This is a genomic window from Streptomyces sp. NPDC088747 (assembly GCF_044751025.1).
In the GTDB taxonomy this organism is placed as follows: domain Bacteria; phylum Actinomycetota; class Actinomycetes; order Streptomycetales; family Streptomycetaceae; genus Streptomyces.
The window spans coordinates 203,618-225,492 of sequence record NZ_JBIVKZ010000012.1; the positions used below are offsets into that span (position 1 = coordinate 203,618).

Genomic DNA, 21,875 nt, shown 5'->3' on the forward strand with positions numbered 1-21,875 from the left:
CCGGGAACGACCTGGGCGTACAGGAATCAGCCGGGAGCTCGCCGGCCCTGCGAGTGACTCCGCCCCGATGTCGTCCGGGGCGTCAGTTTCCCTACGGCGACGGGAGTTCGGCGGTGTGCGCCGGAGGCAGTTCGACCGTGAAGACCGTACGGCCGGGGCGGCTCTCGACGCCGACACGGCCGCCGTGCGCCGCTGTGATCGCGGTGGTGATGGCCAGTCCCAGGCCGGTTCCGCCGTCCTCCTCGGTACGGGAGCGGGAGTTGTCGGCGCGGGTGAAGCGCTCGAAGACGGCGGGGAGCAGCTCGGGTGCGATGCCGGGGCCGTCGTCGGCCACTCTGATGAAGCAGGCCTGCTGCGTCGCCTCGACGGTGGTGGTGACCGTGGTGCCGGGCGGTGTGTGGGCACGGGCGTTGGCCAGCAGGTTGGCCACGACCTGGTGCAGCCGGGCCGCGTCGCCGGTCACCTCCGCCGAGGCGTCGAGCAACAGGGCGAGCCGCCAGTGGTGTTCGGGCCCGGCGGCCCGCGCGTCCCACACCGCTTCCGCGACCAAGGCCGTGAGGTCCACCTCGGCACGCTTCAACGGGCGCCTCTCGTCGAGCCGGGCGAGCAGCAGCAGATCCTCCACCAGACCGGTCATGCGGACGGACTCCGCGGAGACCCTGCGCCAGGCGAGCCGAGGTTCGATCCTGTCGGTGCCACGGTCCATCAGTTCGGCGTAGCTGACGATGGAGGCGAGTGGGGTGCGCAACTCGTGGCTGGCGTCGGAGAGGAAGCGGCGCATGCGTTCCTCGGTGCGCTGGCGTTCGGCGAGCGAGGACTCGACGTGGTCGATCATGCGGTTGAGCGCCGCGCCCACCTGTCCGGCTTCCGTCCCGGGGTCGGTGTCCCCCTGGGGCACTCGCGTCAGCCCCGTGACCTCGCCATGGCTCAGCGGGGCGTGGGAGACGTCGACGGCGGTGGCCGCCACCCTTGCCAGCGGCCGGAGTTGGCGGCGGATGACGACGGCGCAGACGCATCCGGCGACGGTGAGCCCGAGCGCCGCCACCGCGGCCTCGACCGCGACCAGGTCGCTGATCATGTTCTGTACGTCGTCCATGGGCAGACCCACCAGGACGGGGGTTCCGTCACCTCTGACGGAGGTGATCCGATAGGTGCCCAGGCCCGGGACGGTCCGAGTGTGCGGGGAACTGTCGGCCGCGATGCCGTCGAGGGCGGCGAGCTGGGCTGCCGTGAGTGGCTGCGGTACGGCGTTCCGGGCGACGACCTCGGCGGCGACGATGTTCCCCTCGGTGTCCAGCCGGGCGGCGATCGTGCCCGCGGGCTGCCCGCGCTCGTTGAGGAAGCCCAGGTCCGTGGCCGATCCCGTGCGGCGCTGGAGTCCGCCCTGACTGCGCTCGGCGGCGTCGCTGACGCGCTGGTCCAGGTTTCCCAGCAGATAGGCGCGTTGGGCGTAGATGGTGGTGAGGACCATCGCGGCGCTCACGGCGACGAGGGTGAGGCTGAAGAAGATGAGCAGCCGGGTGCGCAGAGAGCGGCTCCGCAACCGGATCGTCATCGGGAGTCCTCCGCCGGTCTGATGGTGTATCCCATCCGGCGCAGCGTGCGGATCATCGGGGTCCGTCCCTTGTCGATCTTCTTGCGGAGGTTGGAGATGTAGGCCTCCACGAGGTTTCCGCTCGCGTCGAAGGAGCTGCTCCAGACGTGGTCCAGGATCTGGGTCTTGCTGAGCACCTGGCGCGGGTGGGTCATCAGCAGCCACAGCAGGTCGAACTCCTTGGCGGTGAGCTCGATGGGGGTTCCGTCGCGGTGCGCCTGACGGGTCTTCTCCGCCAGGACGAGGTCTCCGAGAGTCAGGACGGACTCGTCGGCCCTCGCGTCCTCGACGCCTGCGCGCCGCAGCAGGGCGCGCAGGCGCAGCACGACCTCCTCCAGCGAGAAGGGCTTGGTGACGTAGTCGTCGGCGCCCGCCGAGAGTCCCTCGATGCGGTGTTCCAGTGCGTCCCGCGCGGTCAGCATGAGAACGGGCAGCCGCGGATTCTCGTACCGCAGCCGCTTGAGCACCTGCACCCCGTCGAGGCCGGGCAGCATCCCGTCCAGGACGACGACGTGCGGGGCGCAGCCGCGCGCGGCCCGCAGCGCGCTCTCCCCGTCCGCCGCCGGGTAGGGCCGCCAGCCGGCTTCGGTGACGGCGACGGTCAACGTCTCGACGAGGCCGGGCTCGTCGTCGACGATCAGCACGCGGATCGGGCCGCCGCGGCTGTCGAATGTGCCAGGCATGCCCCGACCCTGCCGGAGCTCACTGGGGGTTTCCTGTGCCGGACCTTGGCGAGGTCTGTGCGCGCGGGCCGAGCCTGTCCGTGACCGGTGGTCGCCGCCACGGCATCGCGCGGGTGTACGCGTTCCGTGCCCGGTCGGTGGCGGGCGGGCCATGTGGCCTCCCGGCCGGTTCACCCCGGTCAGGGAAGGTGAACCGGCCGGATCCGTCGGCTAGGCGAACTTCGCCGCTGCCCAGGACGCCAGTTCGGTTCGGGCCGCGGCGAGGAGGGCGGTGGACGGGGCGGTCGCGCCGTTGGTGACCAGTGCGTAGTGCGGGGCGGCCGTGCCGGGGGCGGCGGTGAGCAGGAGGCGGCGGCTTCCGGTGCCGCCCGGTTCGGGGGCGACGGCGATCGGCGTCGTCCGGGTGTACGAGGGCGGGGCGGCCGTCGTGCCGAGGTCGGAGACGACGGTGGTGGACGAGGTGGGGAAGGACGCCGGGAGATGGAGTTCCGTGGGGGTGCTCGTGCCGTCGGAACGCCAGACCAGCAGGCTGTACTGGCCCGACCCGACGAGCTGGGAAACGCTCGGCAGAGTGCTCGGGACCGGGTTCCAGGTCAGGGTCGTGGAGCCGTCGCGGGAGCGGTCCTCGTAGGTGAAGGCGACCGCCGTGCCCGCGGTGGCGCCCGGGTAGACCCGGTCCAGGAGGCGGGCGTCCTGGCGCAGTACGGCGGTGCCCGAGTCGTCGAGGCGTACGGCGGAGAGGTCCTCGTCGTTCCAGGCGTCGCCGGTCGTCCGTAGCTTGTCCGGGTTGCCGTTCATGAGCTCGTGGTGGCGGCCGTTGTAGATGTCCCACTGCCACTGGCTGCCGGAGAGCACCGGGCCGGAGGCGGCCGGGTTCGACCACCAGGTGGAGCCCGCCAGCCGGGAGTCGAGGGCCTGGTACATCGCCTTCAGGACGGTCGGCGCCTTGTCGGAGACCGAGCCGGTCAGGGGATGGCCGAACTCGCTGACGACTGCCGTCGTCCCGGTGGCCGAGGCGCGGTCGCGGACCTTCCCGAAGTCGGTGACGTACTGGCCGTCCGCCGCCTTGCCCCACATGAACACGCCCGAGATCGCCTTCTGGTCGTAGAAGTGGGTGTTGAAGACATAGCGCGAGCCCAGCGTGCCCACGTCCAGGAGTCCGCCCTCCTGCTTCTGGAAGTCGATGTTGGCGTTCCAGAAGAGGTTCGGCTCGACGAAGGCGGGCTTGGCCTGCCAGCCGGCCGCGTCCATGCGGGCCCGGAATTGCACGTGGAAGGGCCAGAGCACGTCGCGTTCCCAGGTGCGGCTGGTCTGACCGGAGTCGTAGCTGCCGGCGTGCGGTTCGTTGTACGGGTCGAAGCCGGCGACTCCCGCGAACTGCTCGGTGGTGAGGTGCTGTCTGATGTAGGTCATGGTCGCCTGCGCGGTGGCGAGGAAGGCGTCCTGGAGTCCGTGGGCGTTGTGCCAGAAGTCGTGGGACGCCTGCTTGACGGCCTCGTTCTGGGTGATGTTCTGCCCCCAGAAGAGGCAGATCCCGCAGGACTCCTGAGGGTAGTCACCGGCGTCCACGGCCCACTTGGGGGCGCCGTCACCGGTGTACCAGCTGCCCGTGTTGAAGAGGTGGCGGGAGTAGAGGTCCTGGTGGAAGTCGGGGTAGACGCGGATTCCGGCGTCGAGAAAGGCGCCGAGCTGGGCGGTGGCCGCCGCCAGGTAGGCGGTGTCGACCTGGCCGCGTACGGGTTCGGCCCGGGCCCAGGAGAGCAGGAAGCGGACGGAGTTGCCGCCGCCGAGCGCACGCAGCGCCGTCGCGGACTTCCTGGCGTCGGCGACCGAGGCGAAGGGCAGTCCGCCGTTCTCGTCCAGTTTCGTCTCGCCGGAGACGTTGTAGCCGCGCAGCACGACCTCGCGGCCGAGCCCGTCGGTGAAGCGGCCGTCCTCGACGGTGAGGGCGGCGGCCGCCGACGCGTCGAACCAGAGGGAGGCGGGGAGAGGGGCCGCGGCGGCGGGCTGGACGCCCGCCGCCGTGACGAAGCCGGTGAGGAGCACGAGGACGCCGAGCAGACGCGCACGTAACTTCGACATGTCCATTACAGTCGCGGGCGCGCGGCGGACCGTCAACACCCCTGACTCCTGAGTAAGTTTCTTGTTTCGCCGCGCCTCGGGGTGTCACCCCTCTCACCGGCCGCCGCGCCCCGGGTTCACACCCGGCGCGCCACGTTGAGCAGGTACTCCTTGCGGTCGAGCGGGTTGAGATCGGTCCGGGGCCGGTCCGGTACCGTGCCGCCGACGACCGGCGCGTAGTGGTCGAAGGCGCACTCCAGTTCGCCCTCGCCATGCGTCAACCCCGGTAGCCACTGCTCCAGTTCGTGGACCCTGGCGACCGGGACCCAGCCCTCCAGGACACTCGTCGGACCGTCCGTCCTCGTGGTCCGAACGACCGCCCGCTGCTTCGCGAGCACCGGCAGCACGGCGCCCAGGGTGTCCGCCGGGGCCTCCAGCCGGAACCGGTGCACCGGCTCGTACACCTGGGTACCAGCCTCCCGCAGCGCGCTCATCAGCACGAGCGGTGTCACCCCCCGGAAGTCGGCACCCGTGCTGGACATGCTCTTGTCGAAGCCCTGATGGGCATGGCTCTGCTTCGGTGAGTAGCCGGAACGCGTCATGGTGACCGTGCAGTCGGTGACCTGCCATCCGTGGATCCCCTGGCCCAGGGTCTCCCGCACGGTGTCCTCGACCGCCTTGAAGAACGCGTAGGGCATGGCGCCGAGTTCGACCTCGAGACGGAAGTCCACCCCGGAGCCGACGGGTGCCGGATCGACCCGCAGTCCGACGGTCGCGAGGAAGGGATTGGGGGCCTTCCCGTTGAACTCGGCCGCCGCACCGGTGCCGACCGGCCGTTCCACGCACAGGGGGGTCGTCCCGCGGAAGACGACGTCGATGCCGAACTCGTCGGCCAGCGTCGCCTGGATGACCTCTTTCTGCACCTCACCGTAGAGCGACACGGACGTCTCCTTCCGGACCTCGTCCTGGCGCAGACCGATCAGCGGGTCCTGCTCGGCGAGCCGGGTCAGGGCGAGATGCAGGGCTCCCCTGTCGCGCGGGTGGCAGGGGGTGACCACCGTCTCCAACGTGGGTGGTGAGAAGTGGTGTTCGTGCGCCGACGGCTTCCGCGGTACGCCGACGGAGTCGCCGATCCTGATGCCCTCCAGGCCCCGGAGCGTGCCGATCCGCCCCGCGGACACGGACGCCTCCCGGACCGCCGAGCCTTGATCGAAGACGCTGATCGCCGTGACCTTGCCCTCCTCACCGTCGCGAAGGGGCAGCCGGTCGCGGGTGCGCAGGGTGCCGGAGAACATCCGGACGTACGCGATCTTCTCCCCCGCGGGTCCGCGCTCGACCTTGAAGACGGTGCCCGACACCGGGCCGTCCGCGTCGCCCGCACCGACGGGCAGCAACTCCGCGATCCCGGCGACCAGTTCGGGGATTCCGGCGCCCGTCATGGCCGAGCCGAGGTAGACCGGGTGCACCAGCGCCTGCCCGGTCTGGCGGGCGAGAGCGGCGCGCAGCCGCTCGTCGGCCACCCCGCCCTCGACGTACGCGGCCAGCAGGTCGTCGTCGTGTCGGGCGAGCAGGTCTAGCAGCGGTGTCCTGAGCCGGTTCTCGGTGAAGGGGGTGAACCGGGCGTCCCGCGTGCCCTGTTCACGGGCTTCGCCCATCGGGACGATCGCGGGAGTGAGCCGCGCGGAGATCTGCTCCAGGACGTGCTCGTACCGCGCTCCACCGCGGTCGATCTTGTTCACGAGGACGATCGTGGGGATCCGCAGCCGCTGAAGCGTCCTCATCAGCACACGGGTCTGCGCCTGTACGCCCTCCACGGCCGAGACGACGAGTACGGCGCCGTCGAGGACGCTCAGTACCCGCTCCACCTCGGCGATGAAGTCCGGGTGTCCGGGGGTGTCGATCAGGTTGACGGTGACGTCGTCGACCGTGAAGGAGACCACGGCGGACTTGATCGTGATACCCCGTCGCCGTTCCAGCGCGAGGGTGTCGGTCCGGGTGCTTCCCTCATCGACGCTGCCGATCTCGTCGATGACTCCGGCGGCGTGCAGCAGCCGCTCGGTCAGGCTTGTCTTACCGGCGTCTACGTGCGCCAGAATTCCCAGGTTGAGCATGGGCACCGGGTGTCATGTCCTTCGAAGTGGGAGTGATTCCTTCCTGGGTGGACATGAACGAAGTGCGCATTGCCGCTCCTTGATCCCGGTGAACTCGTCCCGAGCAGTGCAGCAGCCCGCCGGCCACGGCCGCAATGGATTAACGCTCAACAAATGCCTGCCGTTGCACTCGCCCCGGCCCGTCGGCCGTCCTACAGTGACACCGCTCGTCCAGGGGAAATCCGAGCAAGAGGAGCGGGCGATGCGTGAGATCCTCCCGGCGCTCGACCGGTGGTACGCCGCGGGGTCCCCCTTCGGGCTCGCCACGGTCGTCGGTGTCAGCCGCAGCACGCCGCGCGACCCCGGCGCGGCCATGGCCGTGGGCCCCGGCGACGAAGTCGTGGGCAGTGTGTCCGGCGGCTGCGTCGAGGGCGCGGTCTTCGAGCTGGCCCAGCAGGTCGTGGAGACGGGCGAGGCCCGCCTGGAGACATTCGGGTACAGCGACGAGGACGCGTTCGCCGTGGGGCTGACCTGCGGCGGGGAGATCACGCTGCTGGTACGCCGGGTGACCCGCGAGGACGATCCCACCTTCGGTGCGGTGGCCGAGTCCGTGTCCGCGGGCCGCCCCGTGACCGTCGCGACCGTCATCGACGGCCCGGCGGCGCGTGGGGCCACGCTCGCCGTCTGGCCCGACGAGGTGGCCGGCTCGCTCGGATCGACCGGCCTCGACGTGGCGGTCACGGCCGACGCCCGGGGCGAGCTGGCGCAGGGGGCGACCGGGCAGCGGCACTACGGCCCGGACGGTGAGCGCCGCGAGGACACGGTCACCGTCTTCCTGCACTCCTTCGCTCCGCCGCCCCGCATGCTGGTGTTCGGCGCGATCGACTACGCCGCCGCCGTGGCCCGTATCGGCGACTTCCTCGGCTACCGCGTCACCGTGTGCGACGCCCGCCCGGTCTTCGCCACGCCGAAACGGTTCCCGGCCGGCGTCGAGGTCGTCGTCGACTGGCCGCACCGCTACCTCAGCGGTACGACGACGGACTCGCGCACGGTGATCTGCGTCCTCACCCACGACCCGAAGTTCGACGTGCCGCTGCTGACGGAGGCGCTGCGCCGCCCGGCCGCGTACATCGGCGCCATGGGCAGCCGCCGGACCCACGACGACCGGATGAAGCGGCTGATGGAGGAGGGGTTCGGCGAGAGCGAGCTGTCCCGGCTGCGCTCACCGGTCGGCCTCGACCTCGGGGCCCGTACGCCCGAGGAGGTGGCAGTCTCCGTCGCCGCGGAGATCGTGGCGCTGCGGTGGGGTGGCAGCGGGGCGCCGCTCACGGCGACGGGCGGGGCGATCCACCCCAGGCCCCTCAATCCGCCGCGCTGAGCCGCTCGCGGGGTCGGCGCCTTCGCGGGTACGACGTCGGGCGCCGCGCCGGCAGTGCCGGTCCCGCGCGTACGGCGCCGTCGGCGTCCCGGGTCAGCCGCGCGGGGGCAGCCGGTGCAGCCGTACGTCCGTCAGCCGGCCGTCGGTCACCGCCGCCGTCATGTAGGTGCGGTACGGCTGGCGGCGGCGGTCCGTGGGCGAGCCGGGGTTGAGGAGGCGCAGCCCGGTGTCCGTGGTCGTGTCCCAGGGGATGTGGCTGTGGCCGAAGACCAGGACGTCGAGGTCGGGGAAGCGCTCGGCGCAGCGGCGTTCACGTCCCTGGGCCGCGCCGGTCTCGTGGACGACGCCCAGGCGCAGGCCGTCCAGGTCGAGGCGGGCGACCTCAGGGAGGCGGGCGCGCAGGTCGGGGCCGTCGTTGTTGCCGTGGACCCCGACCAGTCCGCCCGACAGGCTCTCCAGCAGGTCGAGCGTGGCGGTGTCCACCCAGTCACCGGCGTGGATCACGAGGTCGGCGCGCGGGAGTTCGGCCAGGAGCTGGGCGGGGAGCTCCTTGGCGCGCTTGGGCAGGTGGGTGTCGGACATCAGCAGGAGGCGCACGCCTTCAGGGTGCCACTCCGTCGGCGGAGGCCTGCTTCCGGAGACCGGCTTCGCGAACGGCGCTAGTCGAGGTTGATCTCGCTCCAGACCTGCTTGCCGCCGCTGACCGGCACCGTCCCCCAGGCCGCCGACATCGCCTCGACGAGGAGGATGCCGCGTCCGCCGGTGGCCTCCCAGCCGATGCTGGTGGGCTTGATCGGCGTACGCGGTGAGTTGTCGGCGACCGCGATCCTGAAGCGGTTGTTGATGAGGGTGAGGTAGAGCCTGACCTGCCCGTCGGTGTGGACGAGCGCGTTGGTGACGAGTTCGGAGACGACGAGGAGCGCGGCGTCCGCCTCGCCGCGCACTCCCCAGCCGCGCAGGGTGCGCCGGGTGAAGCGGCGGGCGTGTCTGACCGCCTCCGGGACGCGCCAGACGGTCCAGCTCTCGCGGAGCGGGCGCAGGGCCATGCCGTCGTAGCGCATGAGCAGCAGAGCGACGTCGTCGTCGCGGTCGGCGCCCGCGAGCAGCCGGTCGGCCACCAGCCCGAGGTCGGCGGGGTCGGCGCCGGCCAGCTCTCCGGCGAGCCGGTTCAGGCCGTCCTCGATGTCCACCTCGGCGGACTCGACGAGACCGTCCGTGGTCAGCGCGACGATGGTGCCGGGCGGCAGGCGCAGCGGGCTCAGGGGGAAGTCGGCCTGGGCGAGGACGCCGAGCGGCGGGCCCGCCTCGGACCAGGCGATCTCCGTACGGCCGTCCGGGTGACGCAGCACCGGCGGGAGGTGCCCCGCGCGTACGCACCACGCGGAACCCTCCTCCATGTCCACGTCGACGTAGCAGCAGGTCGCGAAGAGGTCGGTCTCCAGGTCGACGAGGAGCCGGTTGGCGTGCGAGACGACGACGTCCGGGGGGTGTCCCTCGACGGCGTACGCGCGCAGGGCGGTGCGCATCTGGCCCATGAGGGTCGCGGCCGAGGCGTTGTGTCCCTGTACGTCGCCGATGACGAGGGCGACGTGGTTGTCGGGCAGCGGGATCACGTCGTACCAGTCCCCGCCGACCTCCAGGCCCGACGTGGTGGGCAGGTAGCGGGCGACGGCGACCGCGCCGGGCAGCTTGGGCAGGCGGCGTGGGAGCAGGCTGCGCTGGAGCATGCTGATCAGTTCGTGCTCGGCGTCGAAGGCGTGGGCGCGCACCAGGGCCTGCCCGGTGAGGCCCGCGGAGACGGTGAGCAGGGCGCGCTCGTCGGGGCCGAAGTCGTGCGGGGTGTCCCAGCCGATGAGGCAGGCCCCGGCGATGCGGCCCGCGGCGGGCAGCGGCAGCACGGCGAGACCGCCGGGTCCGACGTCGGCGAGGGCGGGTTCCAGGTCCGTCCCCGCGGGCCAGATCGCGACTCGTCCCTCGCTCAGGGCGGCCGCGAGCGTCGGCATGGCGCGTACGGGCGCGTCGGGCCACTCCGAGCGCCATTCGGTGCGCCACAGCTCGGGCCAGGCCTCCGGCTCGGGCGGGTCGAGGACGGTGACGATCAGACGGTCCCCGTCGAGTTCCGCGACGGCGATCCGGTCGGCCTGGAGGGGCCGGCGCAGGGCCGTGACGACCGCCTCGCCCACGTCGCGCACGGTGCCCGCGGTGGCCAGCGCGGCGGCGAGCCGCTGGACGCGGGCCACCTCGTTGCCTCCGGAGCGGAGTTTGGAGGCGTCGGAGACCGTGCCCACGAGCCGTCCCGGGCGGCCCTCTCCGCCGGGCAGCAGGTGTCCGCGCAGCCGCAGCCACTTCTGTTCGCCGGAGGGCTGGAGGATCCGGAACTCCAGTTCGCGGTCGCCGACCGACATGTGCTCCGACTCCACCACGGACATCAGCGCGGGCAGGTCCTCGGGAACGGTCAGCGACAGCAGCGTCTCCACCTTGCCGTCGAAGTCGGCGGGGCTCAGCCCGAAGAGTTCCAGCATCTCCCGGTCGACCTCGACACGTCCGGTGTCCATGGCGAGGCTGAACGAGCTGGCGGGCAGCTCGTCGGCGTCCGTCTCCGGGGCGGGCGGCGGACAGACGACGGCCTCCACGATCAGGGCCAGGCACTGCCGGTCCTCGGTGTCGAAGCCGGCCGGGTGCTCGCTGACGGCGAGCAGACAGCCGTCGTCGCGCAGCGGCAGGACGGCCAGCGAGAAGTCCTGGGAGGGCAGTCGCCCGGCGTCGGAGCGGCGGCCGGCCTCCCGCGGGCCGAGCCACAGCGGCAGGCCGGAACGGTGCACGTCCGCGGCCGGGGATCCGCCGCTGACGGGGTAGCCGTCGCGCAGCCCGTAGAGCGATCTCGGCACCCCCACCGACTCGGCGAGGCGCAGGTCCTCGCCGGTGCGGGTCGGTGAGTACACCGCGACGACGGTCGCGCCGGTGAAGACGAGGGCCTGTTCGAGGACGCGACGCAGCCGCTCGCGGGGTTCCAGGCCGGCGGTGAGCGACTTCAGGGCAAGTTCGGCGCGCGGAGTTCTCGATCCGCGTCCCGAACCGCCCTCACTGACCACGTCCGTCATTACAGCGCTTTCGGGCCATTCGCGCAGCCCCTGTGACCGTTCCGGCCACGTCAGACCTGTGCCGGAGCCCGTCGTCGCGATCCGCCGCGCCTCCGGTGTCCCCCGCTCGCCGTGCGCGCGGAGCCGCCAGGAGAGAGCCTTGTCCTCTGGGCCCTCCGGACCCATGGGAACCTCTGGAACCTGATCACGCGGCCCTACGAGGAGGTGGTCGGGGTGCCCGACTCGCAGGGGCCGGTACAGGCGCCGGCCACCGGGCCGCTGCCGCTCGGACGGCCGATGCTCTCCCTGGCGCTGGCCGCGATGATGGACGAGGTCCACGCCCACTCCGGTGCCGTGTACCTGCTGGCTCCGGGCGAACCGGTCCTGGAGATGGCGGTGATGGCGGGGCTGCCCAGGGCCTTCGCCGCGCCGTGGGAGCGGGTGGGGCTCAGCTCGCCGATCCCGGTCGCCGACGCGGCACGGGAGCGACAGCTGGTGTGGGTGGGCGGCGAGGAGCAGATGGCCGGCCACTACCCCCGGGTGGCCGTGGTGCTCCCCTACCCCTTCGCCCTGGCCGCGCTCCCGGTGGCGACCGAGCGGACCGTGTACGGCGCCGTATTCGTGACCTTTCCCGGCTCGCATCCGCCGGAACTGGCCGACCAGGAGCGTGCCCGGCTGACCGCGGCCTGCGACCGGCTCGCGCTGCGCCTGGAGCGGGCCGCGGCGGCGCACCTTCCCGTACACGCCGAGGCGGATCTGCCGGCGTCGGCGACGACGCTGACGAGGCCCAGCGTGCTCGGCACGATGGAGGCGGCGCGGATGGTGGCGCGGCTGCCGTACGGGCTGTGCGCGCTGGATCTGCACGGGCGGGTGGGCTTCGCCAACACGGCGGCCTCGGAGTTGCTCGGCGTACCGGCCGACGTCCTGCTGGGCACCCAGCTGTGGGCGTCCGTGCCCTGGCTCAACGACCCGGTCTATGAGGACCGCTACCGCGCCGCGCTGATCAGTCAGCACACGACGTCCTTCGTGGCGCTGCGGCCGCCCGGCGAATGGCTGTCGTTCCGCCTCTATCCCAGTACGAACGGGCTGAGCGTGCGGATCTCCCGGGCGCGGGCGGTGGCCGAGATGAGGCGGACGAAACCGGATCACGTCGGCGGTCACGGCCCCGGGCTGGTGACCATCTCCCATGTGCTGAGTCTGGCCGGCGCGCTGACGGAGGCCGCGAGCGTGCGGGACGTGGTGCAGCTGGTCGCCGACGAGATCGCTCCCGCCGTCGGCAGCAAGGCGCTGGCGGTGCTGGGCACCCGGGCCGGACGCCTGCACGTGCTCGGACACCGGGGGTATCCGGACGCCCACACGGTGGAGCGCTTCGACGGGCTGCCGCTCAGCGCGGAGACTCCGACGGCCCAGGCACTTGGGAGCGGTGTTCCCGCCTTCTTCGAGTCCCGGGCGCAGTTGGAGCGGCTCTATCCGTCCCGGCACGCGACGCCGGACGGCATGGCGGCCTGGGCGTATCTGCCGCTCATCGCCTCCGGGCGTCCGGTGGGGGTCTGCGTCCTGGCGTACCCGCAGGAGCGCTCCTTCCCGGCGGACGAGCGCGCGGTCCTGACGAGCCTGGGCGGTCTGATCGCGCAGGCCCTGGGCCGGGCCCTCCTCTACGACGCCAAGCTCCGGCTGGCACATGGTCTGCAGGCCGCGCTGCTGCCGCACTCCCTGCCGTCGGTGCCCTCGATCGAGGCGGCGGCGCGCTATCTCCCGGCCACTCAGGGCATGGACATCGGCGGTGACTTCTACGACCTGGTGCTCTCGCAGGGCCGGGCCGCCGCGGTGATCGGTGACGTGCAGGGGCACAACGTGACGGCGGCGGGCCTGATGGGACAGATCCGTACGGCTGTACGGGCGTACACGACCGTCGGCCAGCCGCCCGAGGAGGTCATGCGCAGCACCAACCGGCTGCTGATCGACCTGGGCAGTGAGCTGTTCGCCAGTTGTCTGTATCTGCGGCTCGACCCCGCACGCCAGGTGGCCGTCATGGCACGCGCGGGGCATCCGCCGCCGCTGCTGCTGCGGCCCGACGGGAAGGTCCGCGTGCTCGACCTGGCCGGGGGGCCACTGCTCGGGATCGACGCGTCGGCGACGTACCCGACGACCGAGGTGCCGCTCGTCCCCGGTTCCACCCTCGCCCTCTACACCGACGGCCTGATCGAGTCCCCCGGTGTCGACATCGAGGACGCCCTGGCGGCGCTGGGGCGACAACTCGCCGAGAAGGGCGGCCAGCCCCTCGACGTACTGGCCGACAGCCTCGTGCGGCCCGACGGAACGGCGACCCAGGAGCGTCCCGACGACGTCGCACTCCTGTTGCTGCGGGTGCGCGGCTGACGGTGGGGTCCGGGGATCCCGGTTCACAGGCTGAGGTGGGTCGCTCGGGTGCCCCTTGCCCGGGGACGCGCGAGGCGGCCCGGCCCTCCCGCCGGAGGGCCGGACCTTTCCACCGCCGCCCCGGGCCGCAGGGCCCGGGCCGGCGGTGGTTCTGGGTCACCCGGTCAGGGGGTGATCGTCACGAGGCCCGAGCCGTCGTCCATGCCGGTGCCGGTGTCCTCACCCGCGTCACCGGCCTGGTCGTGGGCTCCGCCGAGCTCTTCCTCGCCCGCGCCGGCCTGCTCCTCGCCGGCCGCCGGGTCACTGGCGCCCGCGCTGGGGTCCACAGCTCCGGGGTCGACCGCGCCGGGGTCCTCCACGCCGGCGCCCTCGTCGCCGGCCGCGTCACCCGCGCCGAGCGTCGCGCCGACCGCTTCCAGCGCGGTGGTGACCGGCTGGAAGAAGGTCTCGCCACCGACGGTGCAGTCGCCGCTGCCGCCGGAGGTCAGGCCGATCGCGTTGCCGTCCTGGGTGAACAGGGAGCCGCCGCTGTCGCCGGGCTCGGCGCAGACGTCGGTCTGGATGAGGCCGGTGACGGTGCCTTCGGGGTAGTTGACGGTCGCGTCCAGGCCCACGACGTTGCCGTCGAAGAGGCCGGTGGTGCTGCCCATCCGGAACACCTGCTGGCCCACGGCGGCCTCGGCGGCCTGGGCGATCTCGACGGTCTGGCCGTCCCCGATGTCGACCACGCTGGCGGTCACGGTGGCCGGGTCGTCGTACTTCACCAGGGCGAAGTCGCCGTCGCCGGGGAAGGTGGCCTGGTCGACGGTGGCGACCGGGGCGCCGCCCTGCGCGTCCGACCACTCGGCGACGGCGACACCGCAGTGGCCGGCGGTCAGGAAGGCGGGGGCGCCGTCGCCCGCGGTGACGTTGAAGCCGAGGGAGCAGCGGGCGCCGCCGCCGAAGATGGCGTCGCCGCCGTCGACGAAGGTCTTGAAGGTGCCCGCGGACTTGGTGATGGTCGCCACGCCGGAGCCGAGGCCCTCGACCGTCGACTCCAGGGTGTCCCACTTGGCGCCCGTGACGGTCGAGTCGGCGGTGACGCGGATCTCGTTGGTCTTCGGGTCGACGGACCACGCCGTGCCGGGGATCGTCGCGTCGGACTTGAGCGTCGCCGCCGCGTTCTCCAGCGTGCCGGTGCTGTTGCGCACCTGGTTCGGGACCGCGCCCGCCGCCCTGATCTCGTTGATCACATTGCTGTTGTTACCGACGACGTTGATGATGATCTGCTGCTTGGCCGCGTCGTAGTACGACCCGGCGAAGGCGTCACCCAACTGGGAGGCGAGCTGCGCGGCCAGGTCCGACACGTCGGCCGCCTTGAACGTCCTGGCGGTCGCGTCGGTGTCGTCCGAGTCCGACTGGGACGCCATGGCGTTCGGCAGCAGGAGGGCCGCCGCTCCGAGCGCCGCCACGCTGCCTGCCGCTATCGCGGCCTTGCGCTTGGGTATGCGTTTGTGACTCAACTTCCGACCTCCTGGGGACGGGGTCCGTTGCCACCGTCTTGCGGCTGAACTGGGGGGCGCCTGGATGCCTGTTGATACGCACGCGTCACATGGGGTGTTCAACCGCCTTTACAGATGGCGCGAGTTGGGCAGCCCAAAGGCGCGGATTGCGAGGCAATCGGACCTTTCCGTCTGCACATGCCGGCCCCCAGGCCATCGGGACGAGCCACCTGGAACGCTCCGCGACCATCCGGTCACCCGGCGTCGACGACAGCGGCCGGAATCCCCGCTTCAGCGAATCTGCACATCGAATGCGCAACGAGGTCACCGCTCACGACGGATCTCCACAGCGCACCGAGCTCCCAGGGGCCATTGGGGCGGGAGTGTCCAGTTCGGTAACCGGGTGCCCAGGGCACGCACGCGACGATGACGCGCAGGCTGTGAAGAAGTCGCCGCCGAACGGTGCGCGCTCGTGCACGGATGAACGCATCTGGAGATCAATTGCCCTGGTGGGGGCCTCGGTTGATTGGATGCGTGCCACGGCACCGTGCTTTGATCCATTGCACCGCGGGGGTCACTGGTCCCCTCCAGGGCCTCCCGGAAACGGGTGCGCCGACTCCCGCGGTCGCGGCCGACCATCTGTCCCCAGAGGGGGGCCGCTCTCCCCCTTACGAATACGCACACGAAGGGAAGTTCCATCATGAACTCCACCCCCCAGGTTGCCACCACCGAGATCTCCGACGCCGACCTCGACGCCGTCTCCGGCGGTCTGGCCCTTCAGGCCGTCGGCACCGTCACGGGCCTCGTGGACTCGGTCGCCCCCGGCGTCACCCCGCTGGTCGGTTCGGTCGTCGGCACCGTCGAGGGTGTCACCGGCCTGAACACCGGTGCGGTCACCGGTCTGGTCGCCGGTCTCTGATCCCCTTCAGAACCGCCGAGTCCCGGAACCGCTCCATGGTTCCGGGACTCTCGGGTGCCGTGAATCCTTGGAACAGGTGAGGGAAGTCCCGTGCAGTTCCGCCAACAGGCCCTCGCCAAGCTCCAGTCACCGGAGGAACTCGACCTGCCGGTGCGCTTCGCGCGTCCCCAGGGCTGGCTCGCCCTGTCAGTGACGGTCCTCGTCATGGCGGCGGCCTCGGTCTGGGCCGTGACGGGCACCGTGGCCTCCACAGTCGACGCGCCCGCCATCCTCACCCACGGGCAGGGCAGTTACGTGCTCCAGAGCCCCGTCGCCGGGCAGGTCACCGCGGTTCTCGCGAAGGAGGGGCAGCGGCTCGCCGCCGACGCGCCCGTACTCCAGGTCCGTACCGCGGAGGGCGATACAGCCGTCGTGCGCACCGTCGCCGCCGGACGGGTCACCGCTCTCGCCGCCACCATCGGCGCGATCATCTCGACCGGTGCGAACGTCGCCGCCGTCGAGAAGGTCGCGCACGCCGGGGACCCGCTGTACGCGACGGTGTACGTCCCCGCCGAGAACGCCGCGACGATCCCCGAGAACGCGTCGGTCGACCTCACCGTCCAGTCGGTGCCGACCCAGCGGTACGGGGTACTGCGCGGCCATGTGAAGTCGGTCGACCGCGCGGCGCAGAGCCGGCAGCAGATCACCGCCTTCCTCGGCGACAGCCAACTCGGCGAGCAGTTCACCGAGAACGGCAGGCCGGTGGCCGTCCTGGTCAGGCTCGACACCCGGTCCGGCACGAAGAGCGGCCTCAAGTGGTCCTCGGCGGACGGGCCGCCGTTCGAGCTGACCTCCATGACCCCGGCCTCGGGTTCGATCCGGCTGGCCGATCAGCGCCCCGTCGATTGGCTCCTGCCGTGAACACCGCACAGGACACCCGCGGCAGACGCCGCGCCGCACCGCCCCGACGCCCGGCCGCCAAGGGGAAGGGCAGAACCGTCCGCACCCCCACCGTGCTCCAGATGGAGGCCGTGGAGTGCGGCGCCGCCTCCCTGGCCATGGTGCTCGGCCACTACGGACGGCACATCCCCCTCGAAGAGCTGCGCATCGCCTGCGGTGTGTCCCGGGACGGCTCGCGCGCCAGCAACCTGCTGAAGGCGGCGCGCAGTTACGGCCTGACGGCCAACGGCATGCAGATGGACACGGCCGCACTCGCCGAGGTGACGGCGCCCGCGATCCTGTTCTGGGAGTTCAACCACTACGTCGTGTACGACGGTGTCGGGCGCCGCTTCGGACGGCGTGGCGTGCACATCAACGACCCCGGCAAGGGACGTCGTTTCGTGCCGATGGAGGACTTCGACACCAGCTTCACCGGTGTGGTCCTGGTCATGGAGCCGGGCCCCGACTTCCACCGGGGCGGCCGCAGACCCGGCGTGCTCGGCGCGATGCCGGCCCGGCTGCGCGGAACCTCGGGCACCATGCCCGCCGCCGTACTCGCCAGCCTGCTCCTCGTCGTGGTCGGCGCTGCGGTGCCCGCGCTCAGCCGGACGTACATCGACAGCTACCTGATAGGCGGTCAGTCCTCGCTGCTCGGCGTGCTGTTCGCGGCGATGGGCGCCTCGGTGGCGCTGACCGTCGTACTGACCTGGCTGCAACAGGCGAACCTGCTGCGCGGCCGGATCATCTCCTCGACGCTGTCCAGCGCCCGCTTCCTGCGGCATCTGCTGCGGCTCCCCGTCACCTTCTTCTCCCAGCGCAGCCCGGCCGACCTGGTGCAGCGGCTCCAGTCGAACGACGCGGTGGCCGAGACCCTGTCACGCGACCTGGCGGCGGCCGGGGTGGACGCGGTCGTGGTCGTCCTCTACGCGGTGCTCCTCTACACCTACGATCCGCAGCTCACGGCCGTGGGCATCGGCGTCGCCCTGCTCAACGTGGTCGCGATGCGGGTGGTGATCCGGCTGCGCTCGACCCGCACCGCGAAACTCCGCGCGGACAGCGCCCGGCTGACCAACACGGCATACAGCGGGCTCCAGTTGATCGAGACGATGAAGGCGACCGGCGCCGAGGACGGCTACTTCCGCAAGTGGGCCGGGCAGCACGCGACCACGCTGGAGGAGGAGCAGCGCCTCGGCGTACCGAGCGCCTGGCTCGGCGTGGTCGCGCCGATGCTCGCGACGCTCAACAGCGCGCTGATCCTGTGGATCGGCGGTATGCGGGCCATCGAGGGAGGCATCTCGGTCGGTCTGCTCGTCGCCTTCCAGGCCCTGGTGACCCGCTTCACCGCGCCCATCACCCGTCTCAACGGTGTCGCGGGCCGCATCCAGGACTTCGCGGCCGACGTCGCCCGCCTCAAGGACGTCGAGAACTTTCAGGCGGACCCGCTGTACGCCCGTGCGGACAGCGGCGACTCCACCCGCCGCCTGCACGGTCACGTCGAGCTGGAGAACATCACCTTCGGCTACAGCCCGCTCGACAAACCGCTGCTGACCGGCTTCTCCCTGACCGTCGGCCCCGGCCAGCAGGTCGCGCTGGTCGGCGGCTCGGGCAGCGGCAAGTCGACGGTGTCCCGGCTGATCTCGGGTCTGTACGCCCCCTGGGAGGGCACCATCCGCATCGACGGCCGGCGCCTGGAGGACATCCCGCGCGGCGCCCTCGCCTCCTCCGTCTCCTTCGTCGACCAGGACGTCTTCCTCTTCGAGGGGACGGTCCGCGACAACGTGGCGCTGTGGGACCCCTCGATCCCGGACGAGGCGGTCGTCGCGGCGCTAGAGGACGCGGCACTGTACGACGTGGTGGCGCGGCGCCCCGGCGGCATCCAGAGCCGGGTCGAGCAGGACGGCCGGAACTTCTCCGGCGGTCAGCGTCAACGCCTGGAGATCGCACGGGCGTTGGTGCGCAGGCCCAGCATCCTGGTCCTCGACGAGGTGACCAGCGCGCTGGACGCGGAGACGGAGCAGACCGTCATCGACAACCTCCGCAAGCGCGGCTGCGCCTGTGTGGTGATCGCGCACCGGCTCAGCACCGTGCGGGACAGCGACGAGATCGTCGTACTCCAGCACGGCACGATCGTGGAACGCGGGCGGCACGAGGCCCTGGTGGCGGCCGGCGGCCCGTACGCCGAGCTGGTCAGGGAGCGTTGAGATGACGGGCGTGGCCCATCCGGGAGTGTCGAGACAACGAGCGTCGAGACGACGAGCGTCGCCGGTCGGGGAGCGTTGAGATGACGAGGGTCGGGGAACCAGGAGCGGTGGAATGACGACGATCGACGAGGGCGATGTCGTCCTCGGCGCGCTCGGCGGGATGGGCACGCCCGTCGACTGCTCCGCCCTCAACCGCCTGGACCTGGAGGGTCCGCAGGTCCTGTGGCTCGTCGCGGCCGGCGCCATGGACCTGTTCGCGGTCGACGCCGCCCAGCAGGGCCACTGGCACCACCTCGGCCGACTCGAAGCGGGCTCCCTGCTGCTCGGGCCGGTCACGGGACCGCAACACACCCTGGTCGGGAGGCCGTTGCGGGACTGCGTGGTCCGCCGGATCGGGCTGCGCGAGCTCTACCAGCGGGCCGACACCCAGAGCTGGTCCTACGACGAGTACGGCAACGCGCAGTACGTGCCGCCGACTTCGAGCCCGCTGGAGTACGCCCTCGCCCTCGGCGCGGGCCGCAGCCTCTCCATCCTCTTCCAGGCGCCGATGGCCCACGAGAACGCCGCCGCGCTCACCGACGACGACGTGTTCTGGATGCAGGTGCCGCCCGGCAGTGTGCAGTACGGCTCCCTGTACGGCGCGGAGGCCGCGGCCGATCTGCTGATGGACTCCGGTGTCTGGCAGGGCATGGTCGACCAGCAGTACCGGCTTCTCGCCACCCTCGACCGGTGGATCGAGCGGCTGGAGTCGAACCACGAGGACCGCACGGCGGCGGGCATCAAGGCGGGCGAGGCCGTCCGCGCCCAGGCCGACCGGACACTGCTGGCCTCGATCGGCAAGCAGTCGGCGAAGCGCCCGACGGCCGCCGACGCGGACGCCACCCACGCGGCCTGCGCACTCGTCGCCCGCGCGGCCGGCATCACCCTGGCCGAAGCCGTCCGGGGCGGCACGGAGAGCGACCGGCTCGACCCGGTCGAGCGGATCGCCGTCGCCTCGCGCGTCCGCACCCGGGCCGTACGGCTGGACGGGCGCTGGTGGCACGACAACATCGGCCCGCTGGTGGGCCACCGTGCCGTGTCGGGCAGCCCGGTCGCGCTGCTGTGGCGGCGCGGCGGATACGTCGCCGTACAGCCGTCGTCCGGTCGTGAGACGCCGATCGAGAAGGCCAACGCGGGAGAGTACGAACCACAGGCGGTGATGTTCTACCGTCCGCTGCCCGAGCGGAGGTTGAGCCCGCTGCGGCTGATGAGGTTCTGCCTCCGGGGCACCGGCGGCGACATGCGCAACCTCGCGATCAGCGGCCTGGTGACCGTCGCGATCGGCGCGGTCGTGCCGATCGCCACCGGCAAGGTGCTCGGCGAGTACGTGCCGAAGGCACAGCACGGCCTCATCGCGCAGGTCTGCCTCGCCATCATGGTTACCAGCGTCGTGGCGGCGACCTTCACGCTGCTCCAGAACCTCACCATCCTGCGCCTGGAGGGCCGGATCGAGGCGACGCTGCAACCGGCCGTGTGGGACCGGCTGTTGCGCCTGCCCACGAAGTTCTTCACCTCCCGCTCCACCGGTGAACTGGCGAGCGCGGCCATGGGCATCAGCGCCATCCGCCGTCTCCTCGCGGGCGTCGGTCCGACCCTCGCCCAGGCGGGCACGATCGGCGCGATGAACCTGGGCCTGCTCCTCTGGTACAGCGTCCCCATGGCACTGGCCGCGCTCGGCATGCTCGTCGTCATCGCCGCCGCCTTCCTGGGGCTCGGCCTGTGGCAGGTCCGCTGGCAGCGCCGCCTGGTGGTGCTCAGCAACAAACTGAACAACCAGGCCTTCCAGACCCTGCGCGGCCTGCCCAAACTGCGGGTCGCGGCGGCCGAGAACTACGCCTACGCCGCCTGGGCCGGTGAGTTCGCGCGCAGCCGTGAGCTCCAGCAGAAGGTCGGCCGGATCAAGAACCTCACCACGGTGATGGGCGCGGTGTACCTGCCGCTCTGCTCCCTGCTGATGTTCATGCTGCTCGCGGGCCCGGCGCGCGGCTCACTCTCGGCGGCGGAGTTCCTCACCTTCAACACCTCGACGACGATGCTGCTGACCGCGGTCACCTCGATCACCGGCGCCTTCGTCTCGGCCGCCGCCGCGCTGCCGATGTTCGAGGAGATCAAGCCCGTGTTCGACGCGACACCCGAGGTGCGGGTGGCGAGCACCCGTCCTGGAGTCCTGTCGGGTGCCATCGAGGCCCGCGGGCTGTCCTTCCGGTACAGCGACGACGGGCCGCTCGTCCTGGACGACGTGTCCTTCGCCGTCGCGCCGGGCGAGTTCGTGGCGATCGTCGGCCCCAGCGGCTGCGGCAAGTCCACCCTGCTGCGGCTCCTCATCGGCTTCGACAAGCCCGTGTCGGGCAGTGTGCTGTACGACGGCCAGGACCTGGCGGCGCTGGACCAGTCCGCCGTACGCCGTCAGTGCGGTGTCGTGCTCCAGCACGCGCAGCCGTTCACCGGCTCGATCCTGGACTGCATCTGCGGCACCGAGCCGTACACCGCCGAGGAGGCGATGGCGGCGGCCGAGATGGCGGGCCTCGCCGAGGACATCAAGCGCATGCCGATGGGCCTGCACACCATCGTCTCCGGCAGCGGCGCGGTCTCCGGCGGCCAGCGCCAGCGTCTGATGATCGCCCAGGCGCTGATCCGCCGCCCCCGCATCCTGTTCTTCGACGAGGCGACCAGCGCCCTGGACAACGAGACGCAGCGCACGGTCATCGAGAGCACCAGGGCGCTCAACGCCAGCCGCGTGGTGATCGCGCACCGGCTGTCCACGGTGATGGACGCGGACCGGGTCATCGTGATGGAGGACGGCAGGGTCGCCCAGCAGGGACCGCCCGCACAGCTCCTCGCCGACACGGGCGGGCGCCTGCACGAACTGGTGCGCCGGCAGATGCGCTAGCCGTCCACCGGACGGCCTTCACACCCCGGAACGGAACGCCCTGGCAGGACAGGGCGGCCGTCGGTATGCCGACGAGATCCGCGTCACTCATCGAAACGTTGCAGTTTCGATAGAAGGGGTCTAGCCTCGACGTGTACGAAACAGTTTCGTTTACCAACACGA

At 71.6% G+C, this 21,875-nt stretch carries 13 protein-coding genes; 6 read left to right on the plus strand and 7 right to left on the minus strand.

Features of this window, described 5'->3' with window-relative positions:
* Window positions 1-91: 91 nt before the first annotated feature.
* From ACIP79_RS26970 to ACIP79_RS26985, 4 genes are all read right to left on the minus strand, one after another.
* Complete coding sequence (locus ACIP79_RS26970) at window positions 92-1,555, minus strand: ATP-binding protein (RefSeq protein WP_401227261.1); 1,464 nt, start codon at window positions 1,553-1,555, stop codon at window positions 92-94.
* A complete protein-coding gene (locus tag ACIP79_RS26975) occupies window positions 1,552-2,277 on the minus strand; it encodes a response regulator transcription factor (protein ID WP_401227262.1) in 726 nt (241 codons plus the stop codon). The genes ACIP79_RS26970 and ACIP79_RS26975 overlap by 4 nt, the downstream gene beginning before the upstream one ends.
* A 210-nt stretch (window positions 2,278-2,487) precedes the next feature.
* Complete coding sequence (locus ACIP79_RS26980) at window positions 2,488-4,359, minus strand: endoglycosylceramidase (protein ID WP_401227263.1); 1,872 nt, start codon at window positions 4,357-4,359, stop codon at window positions 2,488-2,490.
* Between the two features lie 116 nt (window positions 4,360-4,475).
* Complete coding sequence (locus ACIP79_RS26985; protein WP_401227265.1) at window positions 4,476-6,455, minus strand: GTP-binding protein; 1,980 nt, start codon at window positions 6,453-6,455, stop codon at window positions 4,476-4,478.
* A 235-nt stretch (window positions 6,456-6,690) separates the two neighbouring features.
* Here ACIP79_RS26985 and ACIP79_RS26990 point away from each other — a divergent pair, with 235 nt between their 5' ends.
* On the plus strand, window positions 6,691-7,806 hold the full coding sequence (locus ACIP79_RS26990; RefSeq protein WP_401227266.1) for an XdhC family protein: 1,116 nt from the start codon (window positions 6,691-6,693) through the stop codon (window positions 7,804-7,806).
* Window positions 7,807-7,899: 93 nt separating this feature from the next.
* Here ACIP79_RS26990 and ACIP79_RS26995 read toward each other — a convergent pair whose 3' ends face one another.
* Together ACIP79_RS26995 and ACIP79_RS27000 are read right to left on the minus strand one after the other, a co-directional pair.
* A complete protein-coding gene (locus ACIP79_RS26995) occupies window positions 7,900-8,403 on the minus strand; it encodes a metallophosphoesterase family protein (protein WP_401227268.1) in 504 nt (167 codons plus the stop codon).
* 62 nt (window positions 8,404-8,465) lie between these two features.
* Complete coding sequence (locus ACIP79_RS27000; RefSeq protein WP_401227270.1) at window positions 8,466-10,907, minus strand: SpoIIE family protein phosphatase; 2,442 nt, start codon at window positions 10,905-10,907, stop codon at window positions 8,466-8,468.
* 204 nt (window positions 10,908-11,111) lie between these two features.
* Between ACIP79_RS27000 and ACIP79_RS27005 the strand changes: the two genes are divergently transcribed.
* Window positions 11,112-13,265 carry a SpoIIE family protein phosphatase gene (locus tag ACIP79_RS27005; RefSeq protein ID WP_401227362.1) on the plus strand — a complete coding sequence of 718 codons (2,154 nt, stop codon included), beginning with the start codon at window positions 11,112-11,114 and terminating at the stop codon, window positions 13,263-13,265.
* A gap of 164 nt (window positions 13,266-13,429) precedes the next feature.
* Here ACIP79_RS27005 and ACIP79_RS27010 read toward each other — a convergent pair whose 3' ends face one another.
* Window positions 13,430-14,767, minus strand: a complete 1,338-nt coding sequence (locus ACIP79_RS27010; RefSeq protein ID WP_401227272.1) for a S1 family peptidase — start codon at window positions 14,765-14,767, stop codon at window positions 13,430-13,432.
* A gap of 679 nt (window positions 14,768-15,446) precedes the next feature.
* Here ACIP79_RS27010 and ACIP79_RS27015 point away from each other — a divergent pair.
* The 4 genes from ACIP79_RS27015 (at window position 15,447) to ACIP79_RS27030 (ending at window position 21,713) form a co-directional block, all read left to right on the plus strand.
* A complete protein-coding gene (locus tag ACIP79_RS27015; protein ID WP_387181232.1) occupies window positions 15,447-15,665 on the plus strand; it encodes a type A2 lantipeptide in 219 nt (72 codons plus the stop codon).
* 90 nt (window positions 15,666-15,755) lie between these two features.
* On the plus strand, window positions 15,756-16,565 hold the full coding sequence (locus tag ACIP79_RS27020; protein WP_401227274.1) for an HlyD family efflux transporter periplasmic adaptor subunit: 810 nt from the start codon (window positions 15,756-15,758) through the stop codon (window positions 16,563-16,565).
* Window positions 16,562-18,784: an NHLP family bacteriocin export ABC transporter peptidase/permease/ATPase subunit gene (locus tag ACIP79_RS27025; protein WP_401227276.1), complete on the plus strand. Its 2,223-nt coding sequence runs from the start codon at window positions 16,562-16,564 to the stop codon at window positions 18,782-18,784. The genes ACIP79_RS27020 and ACIP79_RS27025 overlap by 4 nt, the downstream gene beginning before the upstream one ends.
* Before the next feature lie 112 nt (window positions 18,785-18,896).
* Complete coding sequence (locus ACIP79_RS27030; RefSeq protein WP_401227277.1) at window positions 18,897-21,713, plus strand: NHLP bacteriocin export ABC transporter permease/ATPase subunit; 2,817 nt, start codon at window positions 18,897-18,899, stop codon at window positions 21,711-21,713.
* Window positions 21,714-21,875: the final 162 nt, after the last annotated feature.